The following is a 19529-nucleotide window of genomic DNA, read 5'->3' on the forward strand; positions in this document are numbered from 1 at the left end:
GATGAAATCCCCCTTGGCCTCGCCGCCTCAGCTCATTGACTTGAGCACCAGATCAACGCTCGATAGCTACCAAGACGTGGCCCGAGCCATTGGACTGCGCAAGATCTCGTGCACGGTGGAGGAAGTTCCCCATCACGAATTGGGTGCCATCACCCGTGCGACCGCCACAGCTGTCATCACCAATCCGTGGCTCGGCACAGGAACATCGCATGATCTGTCAGAACGGACCGAGGCCATTGCACCATTGCTCGCTAAGTTACTAGCTGATCGCCTACTTAGTTCCTTGGGTGGTGCCGAACAGGTGCAGGCCTTCGGCAAAGCTGCCCTAGTTGGCAGCGATGGGGAATTGGAACATGCCGGAGCGCTGATTCATACTCCTTTCTTCGGCAACCTGCTTCGTGAAGCGCTTGATGGCACCTCGATCATCTGTTTTGTCGATGGCCGTGGCGTTCCCGGTGAATCGCTGCGTGTGCCGATGTGGCACAAGACCGCAGCGGCCACCCGAACTCATTATCAAACCCTGGAACTCTCCTTGCCAGATGCGCCGCATGCCGGAGAAATTGCCGTGATTGCGGCAGCTTCAAACGGTCCTCGACCGCATGCACGGATCGGAGATCGAACCACCGACCGTACCGTCACTTCCGAAATATTGAAGGGAATTCAACTATGAACTACCGCAAACTGGTCACCACCGTCGAGGAAATTGCCACCGAAGGAGGCCGGGAGGTGGACCCGGTAGCCCGTGTGGCCATCGTCGCTGCAGTCATCGACAATCCGTGGGCAGGTCAAGGATTTGTTGAGAACCTTAATCCGGGAATCGACTCGGTTGCCTCCGAGCTCGGCGCATTGCTGGCCCCGCGAGTCATCGAAGCCTTGGGCGCCCCGCTTGAAGCTTACGGCAAGGCAGCAATCGTTGGTCTTGACGGCGAAATCGAACATGGTTCAGCGCTGATCCACACCTTGAAATTTGGTAACCACTTCCGTGATGCTGCCAAGGCCACAACCCTGCTACCTGCCGTGGAAAAGCGTGGACCGGCCGGAGTGCAGTTCGATATCCCACTCAAGCACTTCACCGATGCCACGATCCGTTCGCACCACCAGAGTGTGGAAGTAAAGATCGCCGATGCCCCGCATGCCGGTGAAATTCTGATCGCCCTGGCCGGTGCAACCCGCGGTCGCCCGCAAGAGCGCTTAGCCCCACTGTCCACCGAACAGTAATACAGCACATCAGTCGAAACGGAGCGAAGCACGCATGACAAGCACCAAGCAGCCCTTGGTTGTTCTCCTGCACGGAGTCGGACTGGATCGAACCATGTGGACACCGTTGCGTGAACAACTGGAGCATTCTTCGGTGGCCCTGGACCTACCCGGGCACGGGTTACGTCCACCGCTGCGCGCCACGCAGACCCTAGCGAGCCTGGCCGCAGATGTCCTGGAACGCATGGATACTCGTGAGCCGGTGCACCTGGTGGGATTCTCGCTCGGCGCATTAATTGCCCAATATCTGGCTCGCTTCGCTCCCGAACGCGTACTGACCCTATCCGCGGTCAACTCCGTCTGCCAGCGCACAGCTGAAGAGTCGGCAGCGGTTGAGGAACGCCTGGCTACCGCCGGCACCAACTTCGCCCAGGGGGTGGACCGGGCCATCGAACGCTGGTTCCCGGCCTCGACGACCACCGTGGACCCGCAACGCATCGAGGCTACGCGCCAAACTATGGCGGGCAACGACCTGGAATCCTATCTTCACGCTTACGCGGTGTTCGCCCGCGGTGATCGAGAGATCGCCGGGGAACTGAGTAAGATCAACCAGCCGACGCTGGCCATCACCGGCGAATTGGATCCCGGATCAACCCCGCAGATGTCCCACCGACTGGTTGCCGCCGTGCCACAGGGGCGGCTGCGCATCATCCCCGGGGCACGGCACATGCTCCCGGTGGAGAATCCGCGGGCCCTAGCCGCGGAATTGAACAGTTTTTTCAGAGACAACGAAGGGAAACAGGAATGAGTGATCGTTACCTGCATTTCATCAACGGCGAGCACGTCGCTCCCAGCGAAGATCGTTTCTTCACCAGTACCAATCCGGCGACCCTCGAAGAGCTCTACGATGTCGCCCGCGGCAACGCCGAAGACGTGGACCGCGCTGTTAAGGCCGCCCACAAGGCCTTCTCCGCACCTTCATGGAGCACTTTGAGCGCCACCGCTCGTGGACACCTGTTGCGTCGCCTGGGCGATCTGATCGGCGAGAACGCCGAAAAACTGGCCCGCTACGAATCCCTAGATAACGGCAAGCTGCTACGCGAAATGCGCGGCCAGCTGGCCACCCTGCCCGAATACCTCTATTACTATGCCGGGCTGGCCGATAAGGTGCAGGGTGCCCAGATTCCGAGCATGAACCCGGCGATCTTGAACTATACGCAGCGTGAGGCGCTGGGCGTGGTCGGAGCGATCACCCCGTGGAATTCACCGCTGACCCTGACCACCTCGAAGATCGCTCCAGCGCTGGCTGCCGGCAATACGGTGGTCATCAAGCCCAGCGAGTACACCTCCAGAACCGTACTGTTACTGGCCGAGTTAGCCGATCGGGCCGGGTTCCCTCCGGGAGTGGTCAACGTGGTCACCGGTTTTGGCGCCGAGGCCGGTGCTGCGTTGGTCTCGCATCCACTGCTGGCCAAGATTTCTTTCACCGGTTCCACTGCTACCGGGTCGAAGATCGCGGCCGAGGCTGCCAGCCGTTTCATCGGTTGCACCCTGGAGCTCGGTGGCAAGAGCCCGAATATCGTGTTTGACGATGCTAACGTGTCCAACGCGGCCATGGGCGTGGTGGCCGGTATCTATGCAGCGGCCGGGCAGACCTGTATTGCCGGCAGTCGCGTCTTCGCGCACAAGTCGGTTTACGACGAGTTGCTAGAACGAGTTACCGAACGTGCCAAGTCCATTGTCATTGGCGACCCACTCTCGGATTCCACCGAACTGGGCCCGTTAGCCTTCGCCGACCAGCTGGAGAAAGTCTCTTCCTACGTGAAGATCGGAGCGGATGAAGGCGCCAAAGTTCTTGCCGGTGGTTCGCGTCCCGATGCTTTGGAACTGCCAGGGTACTTCTTCTCTCCCACGGTCCTGACCGACGTGAACAATGACATGCGTGTGGTGCGTGAAGAGATCTTCGGACCAGTAGCTGCCATCATGCCCTTCGAGCACGAAGAAGAACTGCTGGGCATGGCCAATGACACCGAATACGGATTGGCTGCCGGTGTGTGGACCCAAAACCTGGCCCGCGCTCATCGCATGGCTCGCAAACTGGAGGCCGGCACGATCTGGGTGAACACCTACCGTGCGATGTCCCCAATGTCCCCACGACAGGGTTTCAAGTCTTCCGGTGTTGGCATCGAGCATGGCTTGGAATCTATGAACGAATACACCCGTCTGAAGAGTGTCTGGATCAATACCGATGAATCACCGGTAGCAGATCCCTTCGTGATGCGCAGCTAGAAAGGAATCAAACATGCCATTGATTGACGTTTCTATCGCCAAGGGCCGCAGCCCACAGCAATTGCGCGCCCTGATCGCCGCACTACATCAGGCGGCCGAAGATACGGTCGGCGCCGCCCCGGAAAACATCACCGTTATCGTGCGCGAAATCGAACACGAACACTGGTCCCGGACCAATCAAACCATCGCTGAACGCAATAACCCCGAGGCAACTGCCTAAAGCAGCCGAGCCACTAAGGAAGGATCACCATGCGCTTTTCATTGTTCATCCATATGGAACGCTATGACGACACCATCAGCCACGAAGAGCACTTCGAAAATCTGGTTGAGCTAACTCAGATGGCCGAGGCCGGAGGTTTCAGCACCGTCTGGATTGGCGAGCACCACTCCATGGAATACACCGTCTCCCCCAACCCCATCCCACAGCTGGCCTATCTTGCGGCCAAGACCTCTACTATTCGTTTAGGCGCAGGCACGATCATTGCGCCGTTTTGGACCCCAATTAGGGCCGCCGGCGAATTGGCATTGCTCGACATCATCAGCAACGGTCGTGCAGAATTAGGCGTTGCGCGAGGCGCGTATCAATTTGAATTTGATCGCATGACCCAGGACATGAAGGCGACCGATGGCGGTCAGGCCATGCAGGAGCTCATTCCTGCGGTGCAGAAACTCTGGGAAGGGGACTACGCTCACGATGGCGAAGTCTGGCAGTTCCCCACATCCACTTCGGTTCCTAAACCAAAACAGGCGCAAATCCCCGTTTGGGTCGCCGCGCGCAGTCCCGAATCCCACGACTACGCCGTAGCCAACGGCTGTCATGTCATGGTGACGCCCTTGATGAAGGGGGACGAAGAAGTTGAGTCACTAGTTCAAAAGTACGAAACCGCTATCGAGGCTCACCCAGAGATCTCGCAACGCCCTGACATCATGGTGCTTCGCCATACCTACGTCCACAGCGCCGAGGAGCCTGAAGCTTGGCGTCCGGCCGCCGAAAGCATCCAAAAGTTCTACCGCACTTTTGACGCAGTTTTTGGTAACAAGGTGGAGCCGGTAAATGGCTTTATCGAACCTAGCCCCGAAGAAAAGTTTGCCGGCCGCGAAGAATTCACTCCTGACTCGCTGCATCACACGGCAATGATCGGCACGCCAGATGTAGTTGTTGACCGTTTGCGTCATTATGAACAGCTGGGCGTGAGCGAGTACAGCTTCTGGAGTGATAACGCTATGAGCCACGAGGAGAAGAAGCGGTCCTTGAAGCTGTTCATCGACGAGGTCATTCCGAAGTTTGCGCAGTAACTTTCTGATCAAAGAATTTGTGGTGGCCGGGTCTTTTACTAAGGGACCTGACCACCACAAATTGGTTTAAGGAAAGACAAATGCGTCTCGAGCTATTGACGAGGTGTGCTGGAACCGCCGATGAGCGTGCTTCGCGAGAAATAATAAGCGAGATGATCGTAAACTGAGCAAATGCCAGAGAAACGTGAAGAACTCCTTGCGCTCTACGACGCTCAGCTTCGCACCGATGCGGAAACGCCCAGTGCCCTGCACGTTCAGCGTCTCGGCCCGCTAAGACTTGTCACTTTCGCTGAGGGTCGTGGGTTCATTACCTACCCGCACTTCTCCACCACCGCGCCGCAGTCCTTAGCCGAGCTAGCGGCCCCGGCGCTAGAGTACTTTCTTGCTCAACCCGAAATTTCCACTGTGGAGTTCAAGACCCGGGTCCATGATCACGCCCCGGGTCTGGCGCAGCGTCTGGAGGAATTAGGGTTCATACCTGAGCCGACGGAATCCATCATGATCGGTTTCATGCAATCGTTGATCAGTAATCAGGCTCCCCCACCAGGTCTTGTGGTGCGACAGGTTAAATCGCCCGCGCAGATCGAAACTATGTGCCGCATGGTCGCACGCGCCTTTGACGAGCCTTACGATCCTGCTATCACCAATGCTTTGGTCTCTCGTACGGCCAGGGACGACGGCATGGAATTATGGGTGGCTGAGGTCGAGGGGCAAATGGTGGGTGCCGGTCGTTTGGAGCCTGTGGTGGGTTCCGAATTTGCTGGCCTATGGGGTGGCGGAGTATTGCCAGAACACCGAGGCTGCGGAATCTATCGTGCGCTGACCGATGCCCGGGCGCGCAGTGCCATAGCCCACGGATTGCGCTACGTACACAGCGACTCCACCGAGTATTCGCGGCCAATCTTAGAAAGCCAAGGGCTACTCAAAGTTTCTAGCACCACGCCATATGTTTGGAATCGTGCAAGCTCCTAACCTACCTGTGCACTATTTGCGTTCCGGAGTGATCACAGCAAATTCAGCTCCTCCGCGATCGCTGAGCATAGCGATGCGTCCAAAAAGAGAATCATGAGGCTCGGTAATAACTTTGCCGCCCAAGCTCTGCGCGAGTTCAGTTATCTGATCCGCATCATTAACAGCGAAGTACGTACGCCAGCCCTCGGCAGATTCTTGGCCAGAAATGTCATAGAGTCCAGCGGCCGCATCGGCTCCCTGGCCCAGTGTGTAATAGCGAAAGTCAGCTGTCTCTGAAACTGGATTCAATTCCCAGCCCAAAGCTTCACGATAAAAACGACCGACCACTTCAAAGTGTTTGGTGTGCAACTCATTCCAGATCCGATGACCATGGGTTCTCCGCATCGGATAGTTGGCGGGATTAAAAGATTGCCAAAGCCCAACTCCAATACCTGCCGGGTCACCAATAAGGGCAATGGTTCCTTGACCTGGCACCACCACAGGTTTGAGATAGCGCTGACCACCATGCAACTTGGTGGCAAACACGGCCGCATGAATGTCAGTCACATTCAGGTAGGTCGTCCAAGCATCCGCAGCCACCTGATCCTGATCGTTGAGCACAAATCCAGTAACGAGCTGATTATCTAGGCTGGCCGGCAAATAACCGTCGATACGAGCTTGCGGATCATCATGAATTTCCCACCCGAAAAGTTGCGAGTAGAACTCGATAGCTCCGTCAAAGTCGCTAGTGAGTAAATCCACCCAGCAAGGTTCGGCCCTTGGACCTCTGTCTACCGGCATCGCTTCCCCATTTCGCGCTCACACCAGTTTGATGGGCCGAGTCTATGCCGGTTCAGCGAAGAGTTCGCCAATATTACGAAACCTAGTGCCTTGATTTGGCACGCGGTTCCATTAGGCTTATTTGTGACATGGAGCACACTTCATATTTGTCGCGTCGAGGAGACTTTAATGAGCACATCAAACCTCACCATATCGGTGGCCGCGATCTTGGCCGAAGGTGCCACCCGCTACCCCGAGCTCAACGCCATCACTATGAATGGCATCAGCACCACGTACCGTGAACTCTGGGACGAAGCCAAAGCCTACGCCGGTGCGCTCAAGGATCAAGGCGTCAGCGAAGGTGATCGTGTGGCAGTGCTGATTCCTAACGTCACCGACTTCGCTCGCGTGTACTACGCCGTACTCGCCTTAGGTGCCACCGTAGTTCCTATCCACGCACTGCTAAAAGCCCGCGAAATTTCCTACGTCTTGGAGGATGCCGAAGCCAAGGTCTTGGTCGCGGCAGCCGCACTGCTCGGTGAAGGTGCCAAGGGGGCACAAGAATCGGGCGTGACCTTGCTCAGCGTGATGGAACCTGAAGCAGGAAGCGTGACACGTCTGGAAGACTTGGCGGCCACGGCCACCGCAATTACCACTTATTTGCCACGCAAGGCCGAGGACATCGCGACCATTCTTTACACCTCTGGGACCACTGGCAAACCAAAGGGCGCTCTGGGAACTCATTTAGCGCTGATAGAGCAAACGAACTCCAACTTGCTGAATACCATGGACATTCGCCGTGGAGATAAGATTTTTGGCGGCTTGCCACTGTTCCACACTTTCGGTCAGACCTGCGTGATGAATACAGGGTTGCGCATCGGTGCAGAAGTTATGCTTCTGCCTAAATTCACCGCGGATGCGGCACTAGATTTGGTCTTGGATGCGGATATCGATGTGTTCTTCGGCGTACCCACCATGTACGTCGCACTGGTTGAGGCAGGTGCGAACCGTGAAGGGAAGCCTAGCAATCTACGCTACGCGATTTCTGGCGGGGCCTCCCTACCGCTGTCGGTGCTCTCCGCATTTGAGCAGCGCTTTGGTGCACGAATCTACGAGGGCTACGGACTAACCGAAACCTCACCGGTGGCGTGCTTTAACCATGTGGGCCGCGATCCACGCCCGGGAACTGTTGGAACTCCAGTCTGGGGTGTTGATGTGGAGATCGCAGATCCTGCCTACCCCAATGAAATTCGATTACTGCCTCGCGGGGAGCTCGGCGAATTGGTAGTCCGTGGCCACAACCTCTTCTCCGGATATCTCAACCGGCCTGATGCGACGGCGGAAGCAGTGGTTGATGGATGGTTCCGCACCGGGGATTTGGGCACAAAAGATGAAGAGGACTACCTTCGCATTCTAGATCGCACCAAAGACATGATCCTGCGCAATGGGTATAACGTCTACCCGCGCGAAGTTGAAGAGGTGCTCACCAGCCATCCAGAAATTTCCAATGCGGCCGTGTACGGGGTACCTCATGAAAAGCATGGCCAGGAAGTAGTGGCCTCGGTGACCCTGGTTCAGGGCTCGACTCTGAGCGTGCAAGAGTTGATCCGCTGGGCCAGCGAAGAAATGGCCGCCTACAAGTACCCGCGCTTCATCGAGATCGTCAAAGAATTCCCACTGGGTCCCTCGGGCAAGATTCTCAAACGTGAACTGGTTGCCCAGTTCAGTCAGGAATAAGTCGAGGATTTCCGTGCCACACTAGGTAAGTGGACGCACAGATTATTTATACGATCATTGCCGGATTGCTTCTGGTAGTTTCGGCACTTGGCACAATCTTCCCGGTGCTACCAGGGTCCCTGCTGACCATCGGCACGCTCCTGGCCTGGGGCTGGCTGCTGGGTTCTGCTGCCTCGTGGTGGGCTGCCGGTCTGGGCATGGCGATTGCGGTACTGGGCTGGTCAGCCTCGGCTATACTCACCGGGCGAAAGCTCAAAGAGCATCAAGTCCCCAAAGGCTCGATTCTCTTTGCGGTCATCGGTGCGATTGCCGGTGCCTTCATCATCCCGGTGATCGGACTATTTGTCGGATTTGCGGTAGGCCTGTTTGCTGGCGAAAGCATGCGTCGGCGCGAATTTTCCGGCGCGCTGGGCTCCTCGTGGGCGGCGCTGAAGGCCATGGGCTTGGGTATCGTGGTGGAATTCGGTTGTGTACTTCTGGCCTCGTCGGTATGGGTCATCGGCCTGATCACGCACTTCGCCACCCGCTAGTCAGATCCAGCCCTGTTGGCTTGCTAGTCGGGCAGCCTCGATCCGGTTGGCGGTATTAGTTTTGCCGATGGCGTTGGACAGATGATTGCGCACCGTTCCAGCCGAGAGATGTACCGTAGCCGCGATCTGTGAGACCGGCGCACCGCTGGCGGCATGACCCAAGATTTCTCGCTCCCGCTCGGTGAGTGGATTGCGTCGTGTTTCTACACTAAGCATCGCCCGCTGTGCATCAACCACTTTGTCGCCGGCGTGGACCTTGCGGATGGCGGTCAATAGTTGTTCTGGCGGCGCATCCTTGACCAAGAAGCCACTGGCTCCGGCTTCGAAGGCTTGTCGGAAATACCCGGGACGGTCAAAGGTGGTCAGGATCAGCACCTTCACTTCGGGGTGCTTCGCTCTGAGTTGCTCGGTAGCGCGCAGCCCATCAAGCCGCGGCATCTGGATATCCAGCAACGCCACGTCTACCCGGTGCGTGTCCAACGCGGCGGCAACTTCATCGCCCTCGGCGCACTGAACAACCACCTGCATGTCATCTTCGAGGTTCAACAGGGCAGTTAACGCGCCGCGGATAAGATGCTGGTCATCTGCCAACAGAATTCGAATCATGCAGCTCCCTTGCTCTGTGATGCGAATGTAAGCGTGACGCAGGTGCCGCCCAGTTCTGATGCTCCTACTTTTGCGGTCGCGTCGATCTGGTTGGCTCGTTCCTGCATGCCACGGATGCCATGACCGGCGTCGCTCGCACCTAGTCCGTCTCCGTCATCCTCAACACTAACTTCTGAGGAACTGATGCTGATACGCACCATGCTGGCATGCGCATGGCGCAGAACATTCGTTACTGCCTCACGCATGATCCATGCGGTGTGGGACCGCCAGCGCAGCGGTACCTGCTGCGCATTGCCTATCACGGTGAAGCTCAGATCATTATCCTTGCAGGCCACCCGCAGCTGCACTAACTCAGCGTCGAGATCCTGACGGTTGAGCCCATGTACGGTGGTGCGCACCGAGTCGAGCGCGTTCACCGCAAGCTCCGAGAGCTGCTGCACTTCGGCACGGGCTTGTTCGTAGCGCTCGGCGTCCATGAGTTTCATCGCCAGTTGCGCTTTGAGATTCAACGCGGTCAGCGAATGACCAATCCCGTCATGAACATCGCGCGCCACCCGTTCCTGCTCGGCTAACACCAGATAGTCACCGCGTAATTCTTCGGCCGTAGCCGCCCTAGTTATGGCGGCTACGGTGATTGCGTAGACGACCATCATGACCAGATTCAACCCGACCAAAAATAGAGCATCGACGAAACGCCCCAAGGCTAATGGCAAGGCAATGACCGTGACCGTGGCCACCGCGTAAGTGACCTGGGTCCAGCGTCTGGTCAGTAAGAATGCCGCATAGGAGGTCACAAAAGGTATCAACCCCAGTGCGCTGAGTCCCGTCACCGGCAGAGCCAGCAGCGCGATCCCTGTCAGGACAAGAAAACGGGCTTGTGCGGGCCATTCACGGGTTCCGCCGAAACCGACCACCGAGGAATATTTGGCATAACCACGAAGATAGGTCACTGCAAAAACAGCCAACAAGATAAAGCCAACAATTCGCACCGTGACGGGATACGGTTTATTGACCAAGTCCAAGATCGGAAAGATTAGAAAAACGATCCAGACCCCGGAGAGCAGCCAACCCCATAAGTTCCAGAACTGTTCCTGGTTATCGTCAAAACTTGCTTGGGTCTGCATCGCCTGACTCACTGACGCGCTTTGGCCTTGCGTGTGGCGATAACCGCGAAGCCGGCGAAGATGATTGCCCATAACACTAGGTTAGTTGCCATCATCCACATGGGGTCCGGAGCCATATCGGTTCCTTCAGGCATGTCCTTCAGAAGCGGATACCGTGCCAGTGCCACGTAGCCGTACATTGGCGTGAACCGCGCAGCGTCAAGCATTGCCCCGTCCAATGGCATGAAGACGTTACCAAAGAAGGCAAAAAATACCATCAGTCCAGAAGCAAGTCCGAGGGCTGATTCGGATTTGAAGATCATGCCGACACCGATACCGTAGCAGGCATAAATCATCGCTCCTGCCAGGATGACTAGGTAGCTTACGCCCCAGATCCAGCCCTGGCTCACCGTTGCCCCGGTCAAAGCACCCACACCAAAAACAATTGCCGCAGACACGGCGGCCACGGTGGCAGCAACGATCATTTTGCTTCCCACAAAGCTCGCAGATGACATCTTGGTCAGGGCTATTTGCCGCCCCCATCCCTGCATGGTTTCGGTGGCGACGGTACCAGCAATCGATACCGTGCTGACCGCTGCGCCATAGGCTGCCATGGAGATCATGAGATAAAACTTGACGTTGCCGGCACCGATTTCCGTATCCGTGTAGCTGGGAATGTTCCCGAACAGTACATACATTGCAACGGGTAAGAGCAGTGCAAAAACAAGGTTGTAACCGTCGCGGAAATGCCGAGCGAATTCCACTTGGATATAGGTGGTCATCATGATGCGTCCTTGGTGAGTTTAATGAAAGCGTCTTCGAGGCTGGGAGAGGAAATTTCTATGTCGCGTGCGCCGTACTGCTGTAGTAGCGCCAGCGCAAAGCTGTCCGAGTCTGCACAATTGAACTCATATCGAAGACCTTGCACATCGGTGACAGCAACCGACTGATCGAACCTACTGGACTGCTCGGCATCATCTGTTGAGGCGAAGGTGGCCGATACGGTACGACCCGAAATCAAGTGGCGCAGTTCTTCAGTTGCCCCATCGGCGACGATTTGCCCTTGGCTGAGCAGCACTGTTCGTTGGGCGAAGGCTTGGGCTTCTTCTAGATAGTGGGTTGCGAAAATGACGGTGCGTCCCTCGGTAGCCTCGCCGCGCATGGTCTGCCAAAACGCTCTACGTGCCATAACGTCCATGCCGGCCGTGGGTTCGTCCAAGATCAGTACATCTGGGTCAGGCAGTAGGGCCAACGCAAATTTGATCCTCTGTTGCTCACCGCCCGAACATTTGCCGACTTTGCGCTTGGCGATCTTTTCCAAATCGGTTCGTTGCATAACGGTAGCCACTCGCTCCGGACGGCCATGGGCCGCGCCAATGACTTTGATGGTTTCACCGACGGTCATGTCTCGAAGCAAGCCACCGGTTTGCAAAACCGCTGACACCTGGCCGGCGGAGATGGCCTGGTGTGGAGTTTGCCCCAAGATTTGAATGGATCCGTGGGTTGGTTGCGTGAGCCCAAGGAGCATGTCGACAGTGGTGGTTTTTCCGGCACCATTGGGCCCTAAAAGAGCAACAATTTCACCGCGTGAAATCTGCAGGTTAATCCCTTTAACCGCTTCAACTGTTCCGTTGCGGACCGCGAAGGATTTCTTCACTGCCTTCACGCTGATGGCCTCGCCTTGTGTTTTCATATCTTCATTCTTCGCTTCGCGTCCTGCATAGAGAAGAGTGGATTGTCATGTTCTACCCATGACCGTTGTCATGGGGAGAAGAAAATTGGTTGCACAAAACAACCATCTGGCCTGTAGTTTTTAAAATTCATGTGACCTCTACAACAATATTGACGGACTTCTGATTTGAGCGGAACTGCTTGGATCGAGAAGACACCGTAATCAGAGCCATGCCGTGAGAGAACAGTGATACAAACCGGCAGCTATTAAGGTGTTGTCCAAAGGACTTTCACGCAAGGGCTCTGGGAAACTCACAGCCGCCTACCGTAAAATTTTCCTTGTGCTAGATCAATCTACTTTTCTTTCTCTCGTGACGGATTATGCGTCACCCACCATCGGTGCCGCGTTCCTGCCTGACTGGCTGAACCCTGCAGTCTTCCTGAACAACCCAGACCTCGGCCCTTGGGTTCTCTTGCTTGTCTGCGCCATCGTCTTCGCTGAGACCGGCTTGCTGGTTGGATTCTTCCTCCCGGGCGACTCCATGCTTTTCACCGTGGGCATGCTGATCGCAACTGGCACCATTCACATTCCGCTCTGGCTCTTTGCCCTAGCAATTTTCATCAGTGCTTTTGCTGGCGATCAGACAGGCTTTATGATCGGCAGAAAAACTGGCCCAGCGATTTTCAAGAAACCTGATTCTCGCTTCTTCTCGCAAAAGAATGTTGAACGCGCTCACGAATTCTTCGAGAAATTCGGTGGCCGCGCGGTCATTCTTGCTCGCTTCGTTCCAGTGGTACGAACCTTCGTCCCGGTCATTGCAGGCGTGGCCAAGATGGATCATAAGACCTTCGTCAGTTTCAACCTGATTGGCGCTGCACTGTGGGGCATTGGTGTCACGCTGTTGGGCTACTGGTTGGGACAGTTCAGTTGGATTGAAGAGAATATCGACATCATCTTCATCCTGATCGTGCTGATCTCAGTTGTCCCCATCGGCATCGAGTTGCTCAAGGCTCGCAAGCCAAGCACGAACAACGAAAAGTAATTTCTAAGCACTTCGGCGGCTAAATCGACCGCCACCCCACTGCACGCCGCGGCGCATCAACCAGTTCTCGCAAGGTTGAATTGTGCCGCGGCGTACTCCTTTGCAGACCAAGTCTTCTCCCACCTCAATCAGGCGCATAGCCTGGGTGGTTGCTGGCCTCACTGCGTTAAGCAAGACTTCGCAGTCACAATATCCACCGAGCATCCGCATCTTTTTCTCCAGTGCTGTGGCTCGCGGAGCACACTGATCACGATAGTGAGTCAGCAGTTTTAGTGACCCGTCGCAACTCTGCATTCCTGTAACTCGATACAGGAAACAAGGCAGACATTCGTGTTCAACAGGTAGTGGTAGCTCGGACATCAAGACTCCTTAAGACAGTTACGGCCAAAGCAATGCATTGATTGCTTTGGCCATAACTGTCTAATGAACACTTGCTGGCACCGGACCAGGTAATGCGAGTTGTGGAAATCTATGCCCCGGCAATGCTCTGCCGCAGGAATGCGTCGACCCGCTCAACCGCTTCGGCGACGCGCTCATATCCAGCAGCAAATGACAGTCGGATAAATAGGTGGCCTTCAAATGGGTCAAAGTCTCCGCCGGGAGTCAACGCCACATGCGCATGGCCTAGGACTGCTTTGCAGTATTCACTGGCCGATTCAAAATGCTCCAGCACTTCTGGGGCCAGTCGACCGTAGAGGTAGAAAGCGCCATCGGCAGGGGCAGCCTCAACAATTCCAAGCTTGCCGAGGTTTTTAAGAACAAGTGCTCGGGTTCGAGCAAACTCTTGGACTCGTTCGTCTGCTTCTTCCATACTCTTCGGCTCAAAGGCAGCCACCGCGGCTCGCTGTGCGGGAGCCGGAGCACACAGTGCCAGGTTCGAGGCCAATGCGTCCACGGCGGGTATCAGGTCATCCGGAACGATCATCCAACCAAGGCGCCATCCGGTCATACCCCAGTACTTAGAAAAGGACGAGACCACAATCGAGGACTGCGAGAACTCCCATGAGGTGTGCCCCTGTCGTTGCGGATCGAACTCAATGCCGTGATAAATCTCGTCGCTGATCAATCGCACCGAGTTGGTTTCGCACCACGGTGCTAGTTCCCGCAGCTCATCGGCGCTGAGCATGGTCCCAGTGGGGTTATTTGGTGAAGCTACCACCAAGCCGTCAAGTCGACCCTGTTCCTTCTTAACCTGTTCTAGCTGAGCGATGGTCGGCTGGAAACGCTGTTCTGCGTCGGTGGGCAGGTCAACTACTTTCAGTCCCAATGCCCGAAGGATGTTGGCATAGGCCGGGTATCCCGGGCGCGGTAGCGCAACTACATCACCGACATCAAAGGCCGCGAGAAACGCGAGCTGAAACGCGCCAGAAGAACCTGTGGTCATCACAAAATTTTTCGCAGGAATCTGCACCGAGTAGGTCCCCCGGTAATGCTCGGCCAATGCTTGGCGGGTTTCGACTAAGCCAGCGGTGGAGGTGTAGCCAAAATCTGCATGCTCGGAGTGTAGTTGGGCAGCTAGGTCGTTGACCGCTGCTGGTGCTCCCCCACCAGGTTCCCCGACGCATAAGGAGATCACGTCGTGGCCTTCTTGGCGCATCGTGGATACTTGATCAACTATTTGCATCACTTCGAAGGGAGCTACCTGGGAACGATTCGAAACCTGCACTGTTGTCTCCTCACTGCCCGCATGTCTGCGTGGCCAACGCCGTTCTTTCAGCCTCTCACGCTACACCGAAAAGACCGAACCACTTGTTAAAGCTTGACTGACCGGGGAGACTAGAAACAGAGATGATGTGCCACATCAGTGGCCACCGGGTGAAAGCAGGAGAAGTAGTGAGCGAGCAAAAAGTATTCCAGGCAGTCGTCGGCAAAGAAGGCGGTTGGTGGAACATTTGGGTTCCAGAAATTGACCAGGTGACCTGCACCCGAAAGTCGCGCAAGATCGCCGGCTACACCCGCACCCTCATTGCTGCGGTACTTGGCATCCCGGAATCATCATTCCGTGTGGAGCGCGAATTGGTCAGCGCCGTAGAGTTTGAACGTCGCTTTACTGCAGCAGTGCGCAACGTTGATTCTCAAGAGAAAATCTAGTCAGTCACGGTACGTTTACTTAAACAAGAATCGGGATACAGTTCGTTGAACTGTATCCCGATTCTTGTTGTTACTTGTCGCCGTCGGCAGCTAGCTGACCGCAAGCCCCGTCGATTTCCTTGCCGCGGGTATCGCGCAGGGTAGTTGGGACGCCCAACTCATCGAGGCGGCGTACGAACTTGGAAGTAATATCCGGTTCGCTACGGGTCCAGATTGAGCCTGGTACTGGATTCAGCGGAATTGGGTTCACATGCACCCAGCCGCGGCCACGGGCGTTCAGCTTCTTGGCGAGCATTTCTGCACGCCATTCGTGGTCGTTCATGTCCTTGATCAGCGCATACTCGATGGAGACACGACGGCCGGTCTTGACGTAGTAGTCGAAGGCGGCGTCCAGTGCTTCATCGACCTTCCAACGCGAGTTCACTGGGATCAGTTCATCACGTAGCTCGTCATCTGGAGCATGTAAGGACAGCGCGAAGGTCACTGGAACATTCTCGTCAGCCAGTTTGCGAATGGCTGGCACAAGACCCACTGTGGACACGGTGATGCCGCGGGCACTCATGCCTAGGCCTTCAGGAGCTTCAGCAACCATGCGGTGTACGGCGTTCATGACGCGCTTGTAGTTAGCCAGTGGTTCACCCATGCCCATGAACACAATGTTGCCAACGCGCTCATCTGGGTGCTTCTTGCCACCCAAACCACCTTCAGCGATCACGCGATTGGCCTGAACGATCTGGTCCAAGATTTCAGCGGTGGACATATTGCGGGTCAGACCAGCCTGGCCGGTGGCGCAGAACGGGCAGTTCATACCGCAGCCGCACTGCGAGGAGATGCATAGGGTGATGCGGTTTGGATAACGCATCAGTACCGATTCTACGAGTGAACCATCGAAGAGGCGCCAGAGGAATTTGATGGTTTTGCCATCGTCGGTCTCTAGGCGCTTGACCTCGGTGAGCAGCTTCGGGAACATTGCCTCGGCAAGTTCCGCGCGGCGCTCCTTGGGAAGATCGCTCATCTTCTCTGGATCGGTGGTGTAGTGCTGGAAGTAGTGCACTGAGAGCTGCTTGGCACGGAAGGCTGGCAGTCCCAGTTCCTTCAGTTTGGCCTGACGCTCAGCTAATGAAAGATCGGCAAGGTGCGTTGGCGGTTGGGAAACACGGCGCTTGGTGGAGAACTGCAGCTCTGGACGACCATCTGCACCCATCTCTTGCTTCCAACCTTCGGCGGTTGGGACTACCTGGGCACGGCCTTCGGCGTTGGCCCGGGATTTGGAGATGCGAAGCTGCTGGGCGCGCTGAGCGGCGGCCTGCTCGGTGCGCAGTGCCTTGCGTTCATCAGCGGAAAGTGGTGTGGAATCGATGGAAGTCATTACTACCTATTGTTTCACGTATCGACTGCGCGTTGGCGGTGAGTTTGGGCACGGATAAGCGGTGCCACACTTTCAGCTTATCGCCTGCGCAGCACCGCTTGGTTGGCCTTCTAGTTCTTGTAGGATTCCTTGACGTAGTCGATCTTCCCCACGCTGCCGGTCAGATCCAGTTCGCCGACTTGTCCGTTGGTGACCACTGCAGGACGTTCCCTGTCGATGCGAACGTATCCCTCTTGCTTGTCGCGCGTTTTCACCAGAGGTCCGGTTGCTTGCGCCGTGACACTCAGCTGGCGGGCTTGGCCCCAGATCGGCTCACCGGTTTCGGATTCGCCTTCATAGATACGGACCGTGGATTCGATGGTGGCACGAGAAAGCTTCTTATCGACGCGCACGCTGGCCTCGTAACCATACATACCCACGATCTCGCCGATTTCACAGCCACTTTCTGGTTCCCAAGAGGGAAGCTGACCAGCAGGACAGTCGAATCCAACCACTGCCACATCGCTAAACCCGTCAGTGTTGCCGGAAAAACTGATCAGTTGTGAGGTTCCTGGGAACCCTTCGAGTTCTCCGATGTGGGCCATTTCAGCCGTGACCCACGTGACCTCGCTCCGTTCGGGTGGGGCCGCTGATGCTTGAGCCATCGCCGTGGCGGTGAGCGCTAATGCACCGACTGCGGACAGAATTGTGCGAATCTTCTTAGACATGCTGATCCTTATCTCACCTCGCGTGCACCGTTGCATGCGAATGTAGGCTCAGCCAGTTTCTGCTACCGCGACGCTTTTGTGCAATAGATCGACATAACAGTTATGATTTCGACATCAAGTCTTGGCAGAAGGAACCGTCTTGCAACAACTAATTCATGGGTCGTCGCGTCGATTCGCGCTTAAGATCCCTAACTGCAACACGTGGAGCCTCGGCGTCAATCCGTGACCGGATCATTGTCGCTTCGTTATCACGCGGTGCTCGGCAACGCTAAAGCTACTTGGTCCTCGTCGCAGGAGGGATGACCGGCTCGCTGGTGATGATGCTGTTTACCTGAGCGACGGCACGCTGGGCCGAATCAGCTGTTGGCGAGTCCTGCGCTAGTTCAGCAATCCGTGCTTTCGCCTGTCCTTCGCTCATCGGAGAGATCTCCTGCTCAAGCACTTCTTGGGCAATGCCCAGAGCCTGCAAGATCGCCAGTACAGTCGTGTCGCTGATACCCGCCGGCTTCTTACCGTGCAGTTCTGCTCCGAGATCCGCACGTATCTGCCGCTCAATTTGATCATTAAGAATGTTGACTCGTTCTTTGCCCAAACCTAACAAAGTCCGTGCACCGTATTCAACGACTCCTGCCTTGGCCAAAGAGTCGGTCACTAATCTGACGTCGCACAGCGAAGGTATTTTGACCGCCGCGTCCAAACTCACGCCCTCTTTTTTCTCCAGCTTTTCTAGCGGAGAAGCCAGCACCGGATCCGGGCAAGGCCCTGCGCCGATGAGCTTGATCCGTGCCGGCCGGTCATCGCTCAGTGCAATCCGTCCAGCAATCATAAGGTCGGAAAGTACCGCTGCGTTCATTCCATACCCAGCTGCCGCCATAACAGCCTCGGGCTTCTGCTGGTTATCGGCCATCAACAAATAGAGCTTTTCTGAGATCAGCATGCCTACAGGCTACCGATCACCCTGCGCTCAAGTCCTCAGTCTTTTGGCGGATATTGCGAGATATGAGGTACGGGGTGTTCGCCAGCGGCGAGTATTTGATCGGGGGCCTTTCCGTCACGTGTCATCGCTGCAGTAGTGCGAATGAATACGGAAATCCAGGAGAACATGATTGCGACAACAGCCAATTCAAAACCGGTCAGGTTGTAGTAAGTCCAGTCGTGCCACAGGAGAAAAGCAACCCACACAGCGCCCAATGCAGTATAAGACATCAGATGGAAGATGGCAGGATACCCGGGAAGCAGCACAGCGGTGCCTGCCAAAAGAATGATCATTGCTACCGATGCCAGCTGCACGAAGCCCGAATGCACTTCCTTGGATACATCCACCGGAACCATCCCAATCCCGATGATGCCTACGGCCACCACCACCAGGCACCAGCGCACGATGCGCGGGCGAGGTCGAAGTTTTCTGGCCAACGTATAGCGACGCAAGGCCGGACGACAGCGGTAGGTGCGCGATAACAATACGAGGTCGCGCGTGAGGAATTCGGTAAATGCAGCGAGCACCAGACCGGAGATAATCAGCGTCAGATTAAATGTCCAAAACGATCCGCGGCCGGCATGCGTAGTTCCCAGATAAGAGAACATGCTGCGCCACCAGCCTTGTTCCTCAGCCAGCAACATGCTGATCAATACGCCCGCTGCCATGAAAATACCGAGCACCACCGACAGGGTTTCAGCGTCGGTCCGAGAGGTGGCTACCGAACACAAATAGGCGACCAGTCCGCTTACGGCACTCACTGCGAGGGCGCCAGCTAAGACATCAAGTCGTAGACCCACAAAGGCTTGTTGAAAAAGGTGAAAGACCGCCAAAATGATCATCACTGCACTCGCAGCGTGCACCACGATCAGTCCGAGAGCCGTGAGAAGTTGGCGCCATACCGGAATTTTTCGGAGCCACGGCTCGCGGTAACGCAGGATGGAGCGGAATGCATAGGCGCTCATTGCGGCTGCCGCGGTTCCACCGCATAGGGCCGCTACCCAGCCCACCGACCAGCGCCCAAATATCGTCGGGCGTTCGCCGGCAAAAAAGATCAACCCTGCGGTGAGCCCGAAAATTGAGCAGATCAGTCCGGCCCACAGAGCGCGTCGCTCGATGGTCAATTCGCTGATACGGGGACTATCAGTGGCGTGAGAATACTGGTATGGCACGTATTCCATAC

At 56.2% G+C, this 19529-nt stretch carries 22 protein-coding genes; 11 read left to right on the forward strand and 11 right to left on the reverse strand.

The features are described 5' to 3' along the window. The first annotated feature begins 1 nt into the window (after position 1). The 7 genes from FJV47_RS10820 to FJV47_RS10850 all read left to right on the forward strand — a co-directional run bounded on the left by FJV47_RS10820 (position 2) and on the right by FJV47_RS10850 (position 5754). Positions 2-670 (forward strand): amino acid synthesis family protein, encoded by a 669-nt coding sequence (locus tag FJV47_RS10820; RefSeq protein ID WP_159612796.1) that lies wholly within the window; start codon positions 2-4, stop codon positions 668-670. Then, positions 667-1218 carry an amino acid synthesis family protein gene (locus FJV47_RS10825; RefSeq protein ID WP_159612798.1) on the forward strand — a complete coding sequence of 184 codons (552 nt, stop codon included), beginning with the start codon at positions 667-669 and terminating at the stop codon, positions 1216-1218. The genes FJV47_RS10820 and FJV47_RS10825 overlap by 4 nt, the downstream gene beginning before the upstream one ends. A 34-nt stretch (positions 1219-1252) precedes the next feature. Further along, positions 1253-2005 carry an alpha/beta fold hydrolase gene (locus FJV47_RS10830; protein ID WP_159612800.1) on the forward strand — a complete coding sequence of 251 codons (753 nt, stop codon included), beginning with the start codon at positions 1253-1255 and terminating at the stop codon, positions 2003-2005. After that, entirely contained in the window at positions 2002-3486 is a 1485-nt protein-coding gene (locus FJV47_RS10835) for an aldehyde dehydrogenase (RefSeq protein WP_159612802.1), read from the forward strand. Before FJV47_RS10830 ends, FJV47_RS10835 begins: the two co-directional genes overlap by 4 nt. 13 nt (positions 3487-3499) lie before the next feature. Then, complete coding sequence (locus tag FJV47_RS10840; protein ID WP_159612804.1) at positions 3500-3706, forward strand: tautomerase family protein; 207 nt, start codon at positions 3500-3502, stop codon at positions 3704-3706. A 29-nt stretch (positions 3707-3735) separates the two neighbouring features. Continuing rightward, positions 3736-4782, forward strand: coding sequence for an LLM class flavin-dependent oxidoreductase (locus tag FJV47_RS10845; protein ID WP_159612806.1), 1047 nt, complete (start codon positions 3736-3738; stop codon positions 4780-4782). 171 nt (positions 4783-4953) lie between these two features. Then, the gene (locus FJV47_RS10850; RefSeq protein WP_159612808.1) at positions 4954-5754 is read left to right on the forward strand and encodes a GNAT family N-acetyltransferase; all 801 of its coding nucleotides are present in this window, start codon (positions 4954-4956) and stop codon (positions 5752-5754) included. A gap of 12 nt (positions 5755-5766) precedes the next feature. On the opposite strand, the gene FJV47_RS10855 is transcribed toward FJV47_RS10850, so the two are convergent. Further along, entirely contained in the window at positions 5767-6495 is a 729-nt protein-coding gene (locus tag FJV47_RS10855; RefSeq protein ID WP_159612810.1) for a VOC family protein, read from the reverse strand. Between the two features lie 207 nt (positions 6496-6702). On the opposite strand from FJV47_RS10855, the gene FJV47_RS10860 reads away from it, so the two are divergent. Beyond that, positions 6703-8250, forward strand: a complete 1548-nt coding sequence (locus tag FJV47_RS10860; RefSeq protein WP_159612812.1) for a long-chain fatty acid--CoA ligase — start codon at positions 6703-6705, stop codon at positions 8248-8250. A 29-nt stretch (positions 8251-8279) separates the two neighbouring features. After that, positions 8280-8780 carry a DUF456 domain-containing protein gene (locus FJV47_RS10865; protein ID WP_159612814.1) on the forward strand — a complete coding sequence of 167 codons (501 nt, stop codon included), beginning with the start codon at positions 8280-8282 and terminating at the stop codon, positions 8778-8780. Here FJV47_RS10865 and FJV47_RS10870 read toward each other — a convergent pair whose 3' ends face one another. The 4 genes from FJV47_RS10870 to FJV47_RS10885 are packed head-to-tail and all read right to left on the reverse strand — an operon-like array spanning position 8781 to position 12182. Beyond that, positions 8781-9386: a response regulator transcription factor gene (locus FJV47_RS10870; protein WP_159612816.1), complete on the reverse strand. Its 606-nt coding sequence runs from the start codon at positions 9384-9386 to the stop codon at positions 8781-8783. It lies immediately after the preceding gene. Beyond that, the gene (locus FJV47_RS10875) at positions 9383-10522 is read right to left on the reverse strand and encodes a sensor histidine kinase (protein ID WP_159612818.1); all 1140 of its coding nucleotides are present in this window, start codon (positions 10520-10522) and stop codon (positions 9383-9385) included. Before FJV47_RS10875 ends, FJV47_RS10870 begins: the two co-directional genes overlap by 4 nt. Next, complete coding sequence (locus FJV47_RS10880; protein ID WP_159612820.1) at positions 10519-11274, reverse strand: ABC transporter permease; 756 nt, start codon at positions 11272-11274, stop codon at positions 10519-10521. Before FJV47_RS10880 ends, FJV47_RS10875 begins: the two co-directional genes overlap by 4 nt. Continuing rightward, complete coding sequence (locus tag FJV47_RS10885) at positions 11271-12182, reverse strand: ABC transporter ATP-binding protein (protein WP_159612822.1); 912 nt, start codon at positions 12180-12182, stop codon at positions 11271-11273. The genes FJV47_RS10880 and FJV47_RS10885 overlap by 4 nt, the downstream gene beginning before the upstream one ends. A 349-nt stretch (positions 12183-12531) precedes the next feature. Here FJV47_RS10885 and FJV47_RS10890 point away from each other — a divergent pair, with 349 nt between their 5' ends. After that, positions 12532-13203 carry a DedA family protein gene (locus tag FJV47_RS10890; RefSeq protein WP_235026419.1) on the forward strand — a complete coding sequence of 224 codons (672 nt, stop codon included), beginning with the start codon at positions 12532-12534 and terminating at the stop codon, positions 13201-13203. A 3-nt stretch (positions 13204-13206) separates the two neighbouring features. Here FJV47_RS10890 and FJV47_RS16775 read toward each other — a convergent pair whose 3' ends face one another. Beyond that, entirely contained in the window at positions 13207-13563 is a 357-nt protein-coding gene (locus FJV47_RS16775; RefSeq protein ID WP_159612826.1) for a DUF2695 domain-containing protein, read from the reverse strand. A gap of 109 nt (positions 13564-13672) precedes the next feature. After that, the gene (locus FJV47_RS10900) at positions 13673-14869 is read right to left on the reverse strand and encodes a pyridoxal phosphate-dependent aminotransferase (protein ID WP_159612828.1); all 1197 of its coding nucleotides are present in this window, start codon (positions 14867-14869) and stop codon (positions 13673-13675) included. 167 nt (positions 14870-15036) lie between these two features. Between FJV47_RS10900 and FJV47_RS10905 the strand changes: the two genes are divergently transcribed. Continuing rightward, entirely contained in the window at positions 15037-15294 is a 258-nt protein-coding gene (locus tag FJV47_RS10905; protein WP_159612830.1) for a hypothetical protein, read from the forward strand. A gap of 70 nt (positions 15295-15364) precedes the next feature. Here FJV47_RS10905 and rlmN read toward each other — a convergent pair whose 3' ends face one another. The 4 genes from rlmN to FJV47_RS10925 form a co-directional block, all read right to left on the reverse strand. Continuing rightward, the gene (gene rlmN / locus FJV47_RS10910; RefSeq protein WP_235026420.1) at positions 15365-16663 is read right to left on the reverse strand and encodes a 23S rRNA (adenine(2503)-C(2))-methyltransferase RlmN; all 1299 of its coding nucleotides are present in this window, start codon (positions 16661-16663) and stop codon (positions 15365-15367) included. 110 nt (positions 16664-16773) lie between these two features. Next, entirely contained in the window at positions 16774-17370 is a 597-nt protein-coding gene (locus FJV47_RS10915; protein ID WP_159612832.1) for a hypothetical protein, read from the reverse strand. A gap of 274 nt (positions 17371-17644) precedes the next feature. Further along, positions 17645-18307 (reverse strand): GPP34 family phosphoprotein, encoded by a 663-nt coding sequence (locus tag FJV47_RS10920; protein ID WP_159612834.1) that lies wholly within the window; start codon positions 18305-18307, stop codon positions 17645-17647. A 35-nt stretch (positions 18308-18342) separates the two neighbouring features. Then, positions 18343-19518 carry a hypothetical protein gene (locus tag FJV47_RS10925; RefSeq protein WP_159612836.1) on the reverse strand — a complete coding sequence of 392 codons (1176 nt, stop codon included), beginning with the start codon at positions 19516-19518 and terminating at the stop codon, positions 18343-18345. Between the last annotated feature and the right edge of the window lie 11 nt (positions 19519-19529).

The sequence above is a fragment of the Glutamicibacter sp. JC586 genome (assembly GCF_009805585.1).
GTDB lineage: Bacteria > Actinomycetota > Actinomycetes > Actinomycetales > Micrococcaceae > Glutamicibacter.

Excerpts from the sequence above, each read along its gene's own strand:
- FJV47_RS10820 (WP_159612796.1), top strand. The coding sequence starts at position 2 with ATGAAATCCCCCTTGGCCTCGCCGCCTCAGCTCATTGACTTGAGCACC.
- FJV47_RS10825 (WP_159612798.1), top strand. The coding sequence starts at position 667 with ATGAACTACCGCAAACTGGTCACCACCGTCGAGGAAATTGCCACCGAA.
- FJV47_RS10830 (WP_159612800.1), top strand. The coding sequence starts at position 1,253 with ATGACAAGCACCAAGCAGCCCTTGGTTGTTCTCCTGCACGGAGTCGGA.
- FJV47_RS10835 (WP_159612802.1), top strand. The coding sequence starts at position 2,002 with ATGAGTGATCGTTACCTGCATTTCATCAACGGCGAGCACGTCGCTCCC.
- FJV47_RS10840 (WP_159612804.1), top strand. The coding sequence starts at position 3,500 with ATGCCATTGATTGACGTTTCTATCGCCAAGGGCCGCAGCCCACAGCAA.
- FJV47_RS10845 (WP_159612806.1), top strand. The coding sequence starts at position 3,736 with ATGCGCTTTTCATTGTTCATCCATATGGAACGCTATGACGACACCATC.
- FJV47_RS10850 (WP_159612808.1), top strand. The coding sequence starts at position 4,954 with ATGCCAGAGAAACGTGAAGAACTCCTTGCGCTCTACGACGCTCAGCTT.
- FJV47_RS10860 (WP_159612812.1), top strand. The coding sequence starts at position 6,703 with ATGAGCACATCAAACCTCACCATATCGGTGGCCGCGATCTTGGCCGAA.
- FJV47_RS10870 (WP_159612816.1), bottom strand. The coding sequence starts at position 9,386 with ATGATTCGAATTCTGTTGGCAGATGACCAGCATCTTATCCGCGGCGCG.
- FJV47_RS10880 (WP_159612820.1), bottom strand. The coding sequence starts at position 11,274 with ATGATGACCACCTATATCCAAGTGGAATTCGCTCGGCATTTCCGCGAC.
- FJV47_RS10885 (WP_159612822.1), bottom strand. The coding sequence starts at position 12,182 with ATGAAAACACAAGGCGAGGCCATCAGCGTGAAGGCAGTGAAGAAATCC.
- FJV47_RS16775 (WP_159612826.1), bottom strand. The coding sequence starts at position 13,563 with ATGTCCGAGCTACCACTACCTGTTGAACACGAATGTCTGCCTTGTTTC.
- rlmN (WP_235026420.1), bottom strand. The coding sequence starts at position 16,663 with ATGACTTCCATCGATTCCACACCACTTTCCGCTGATGAACGCAAGGCA.
- FJV47_RS10915 (WP_159612832.1), bottom strand. The coding sequence starts at position 17,370 with ATGTCTAAGAAGATTCGCACAATTCTGTCCGCAGTCGGTGCATTAGCG.
- FJV47_RS10920 (WP_159612834.1), bottom strand. The coding sequence starts at position 18,307 with ATGCTGATCTCAGAAAAGCTCTATTTGTTGATGGCCGATAACCAGCAG.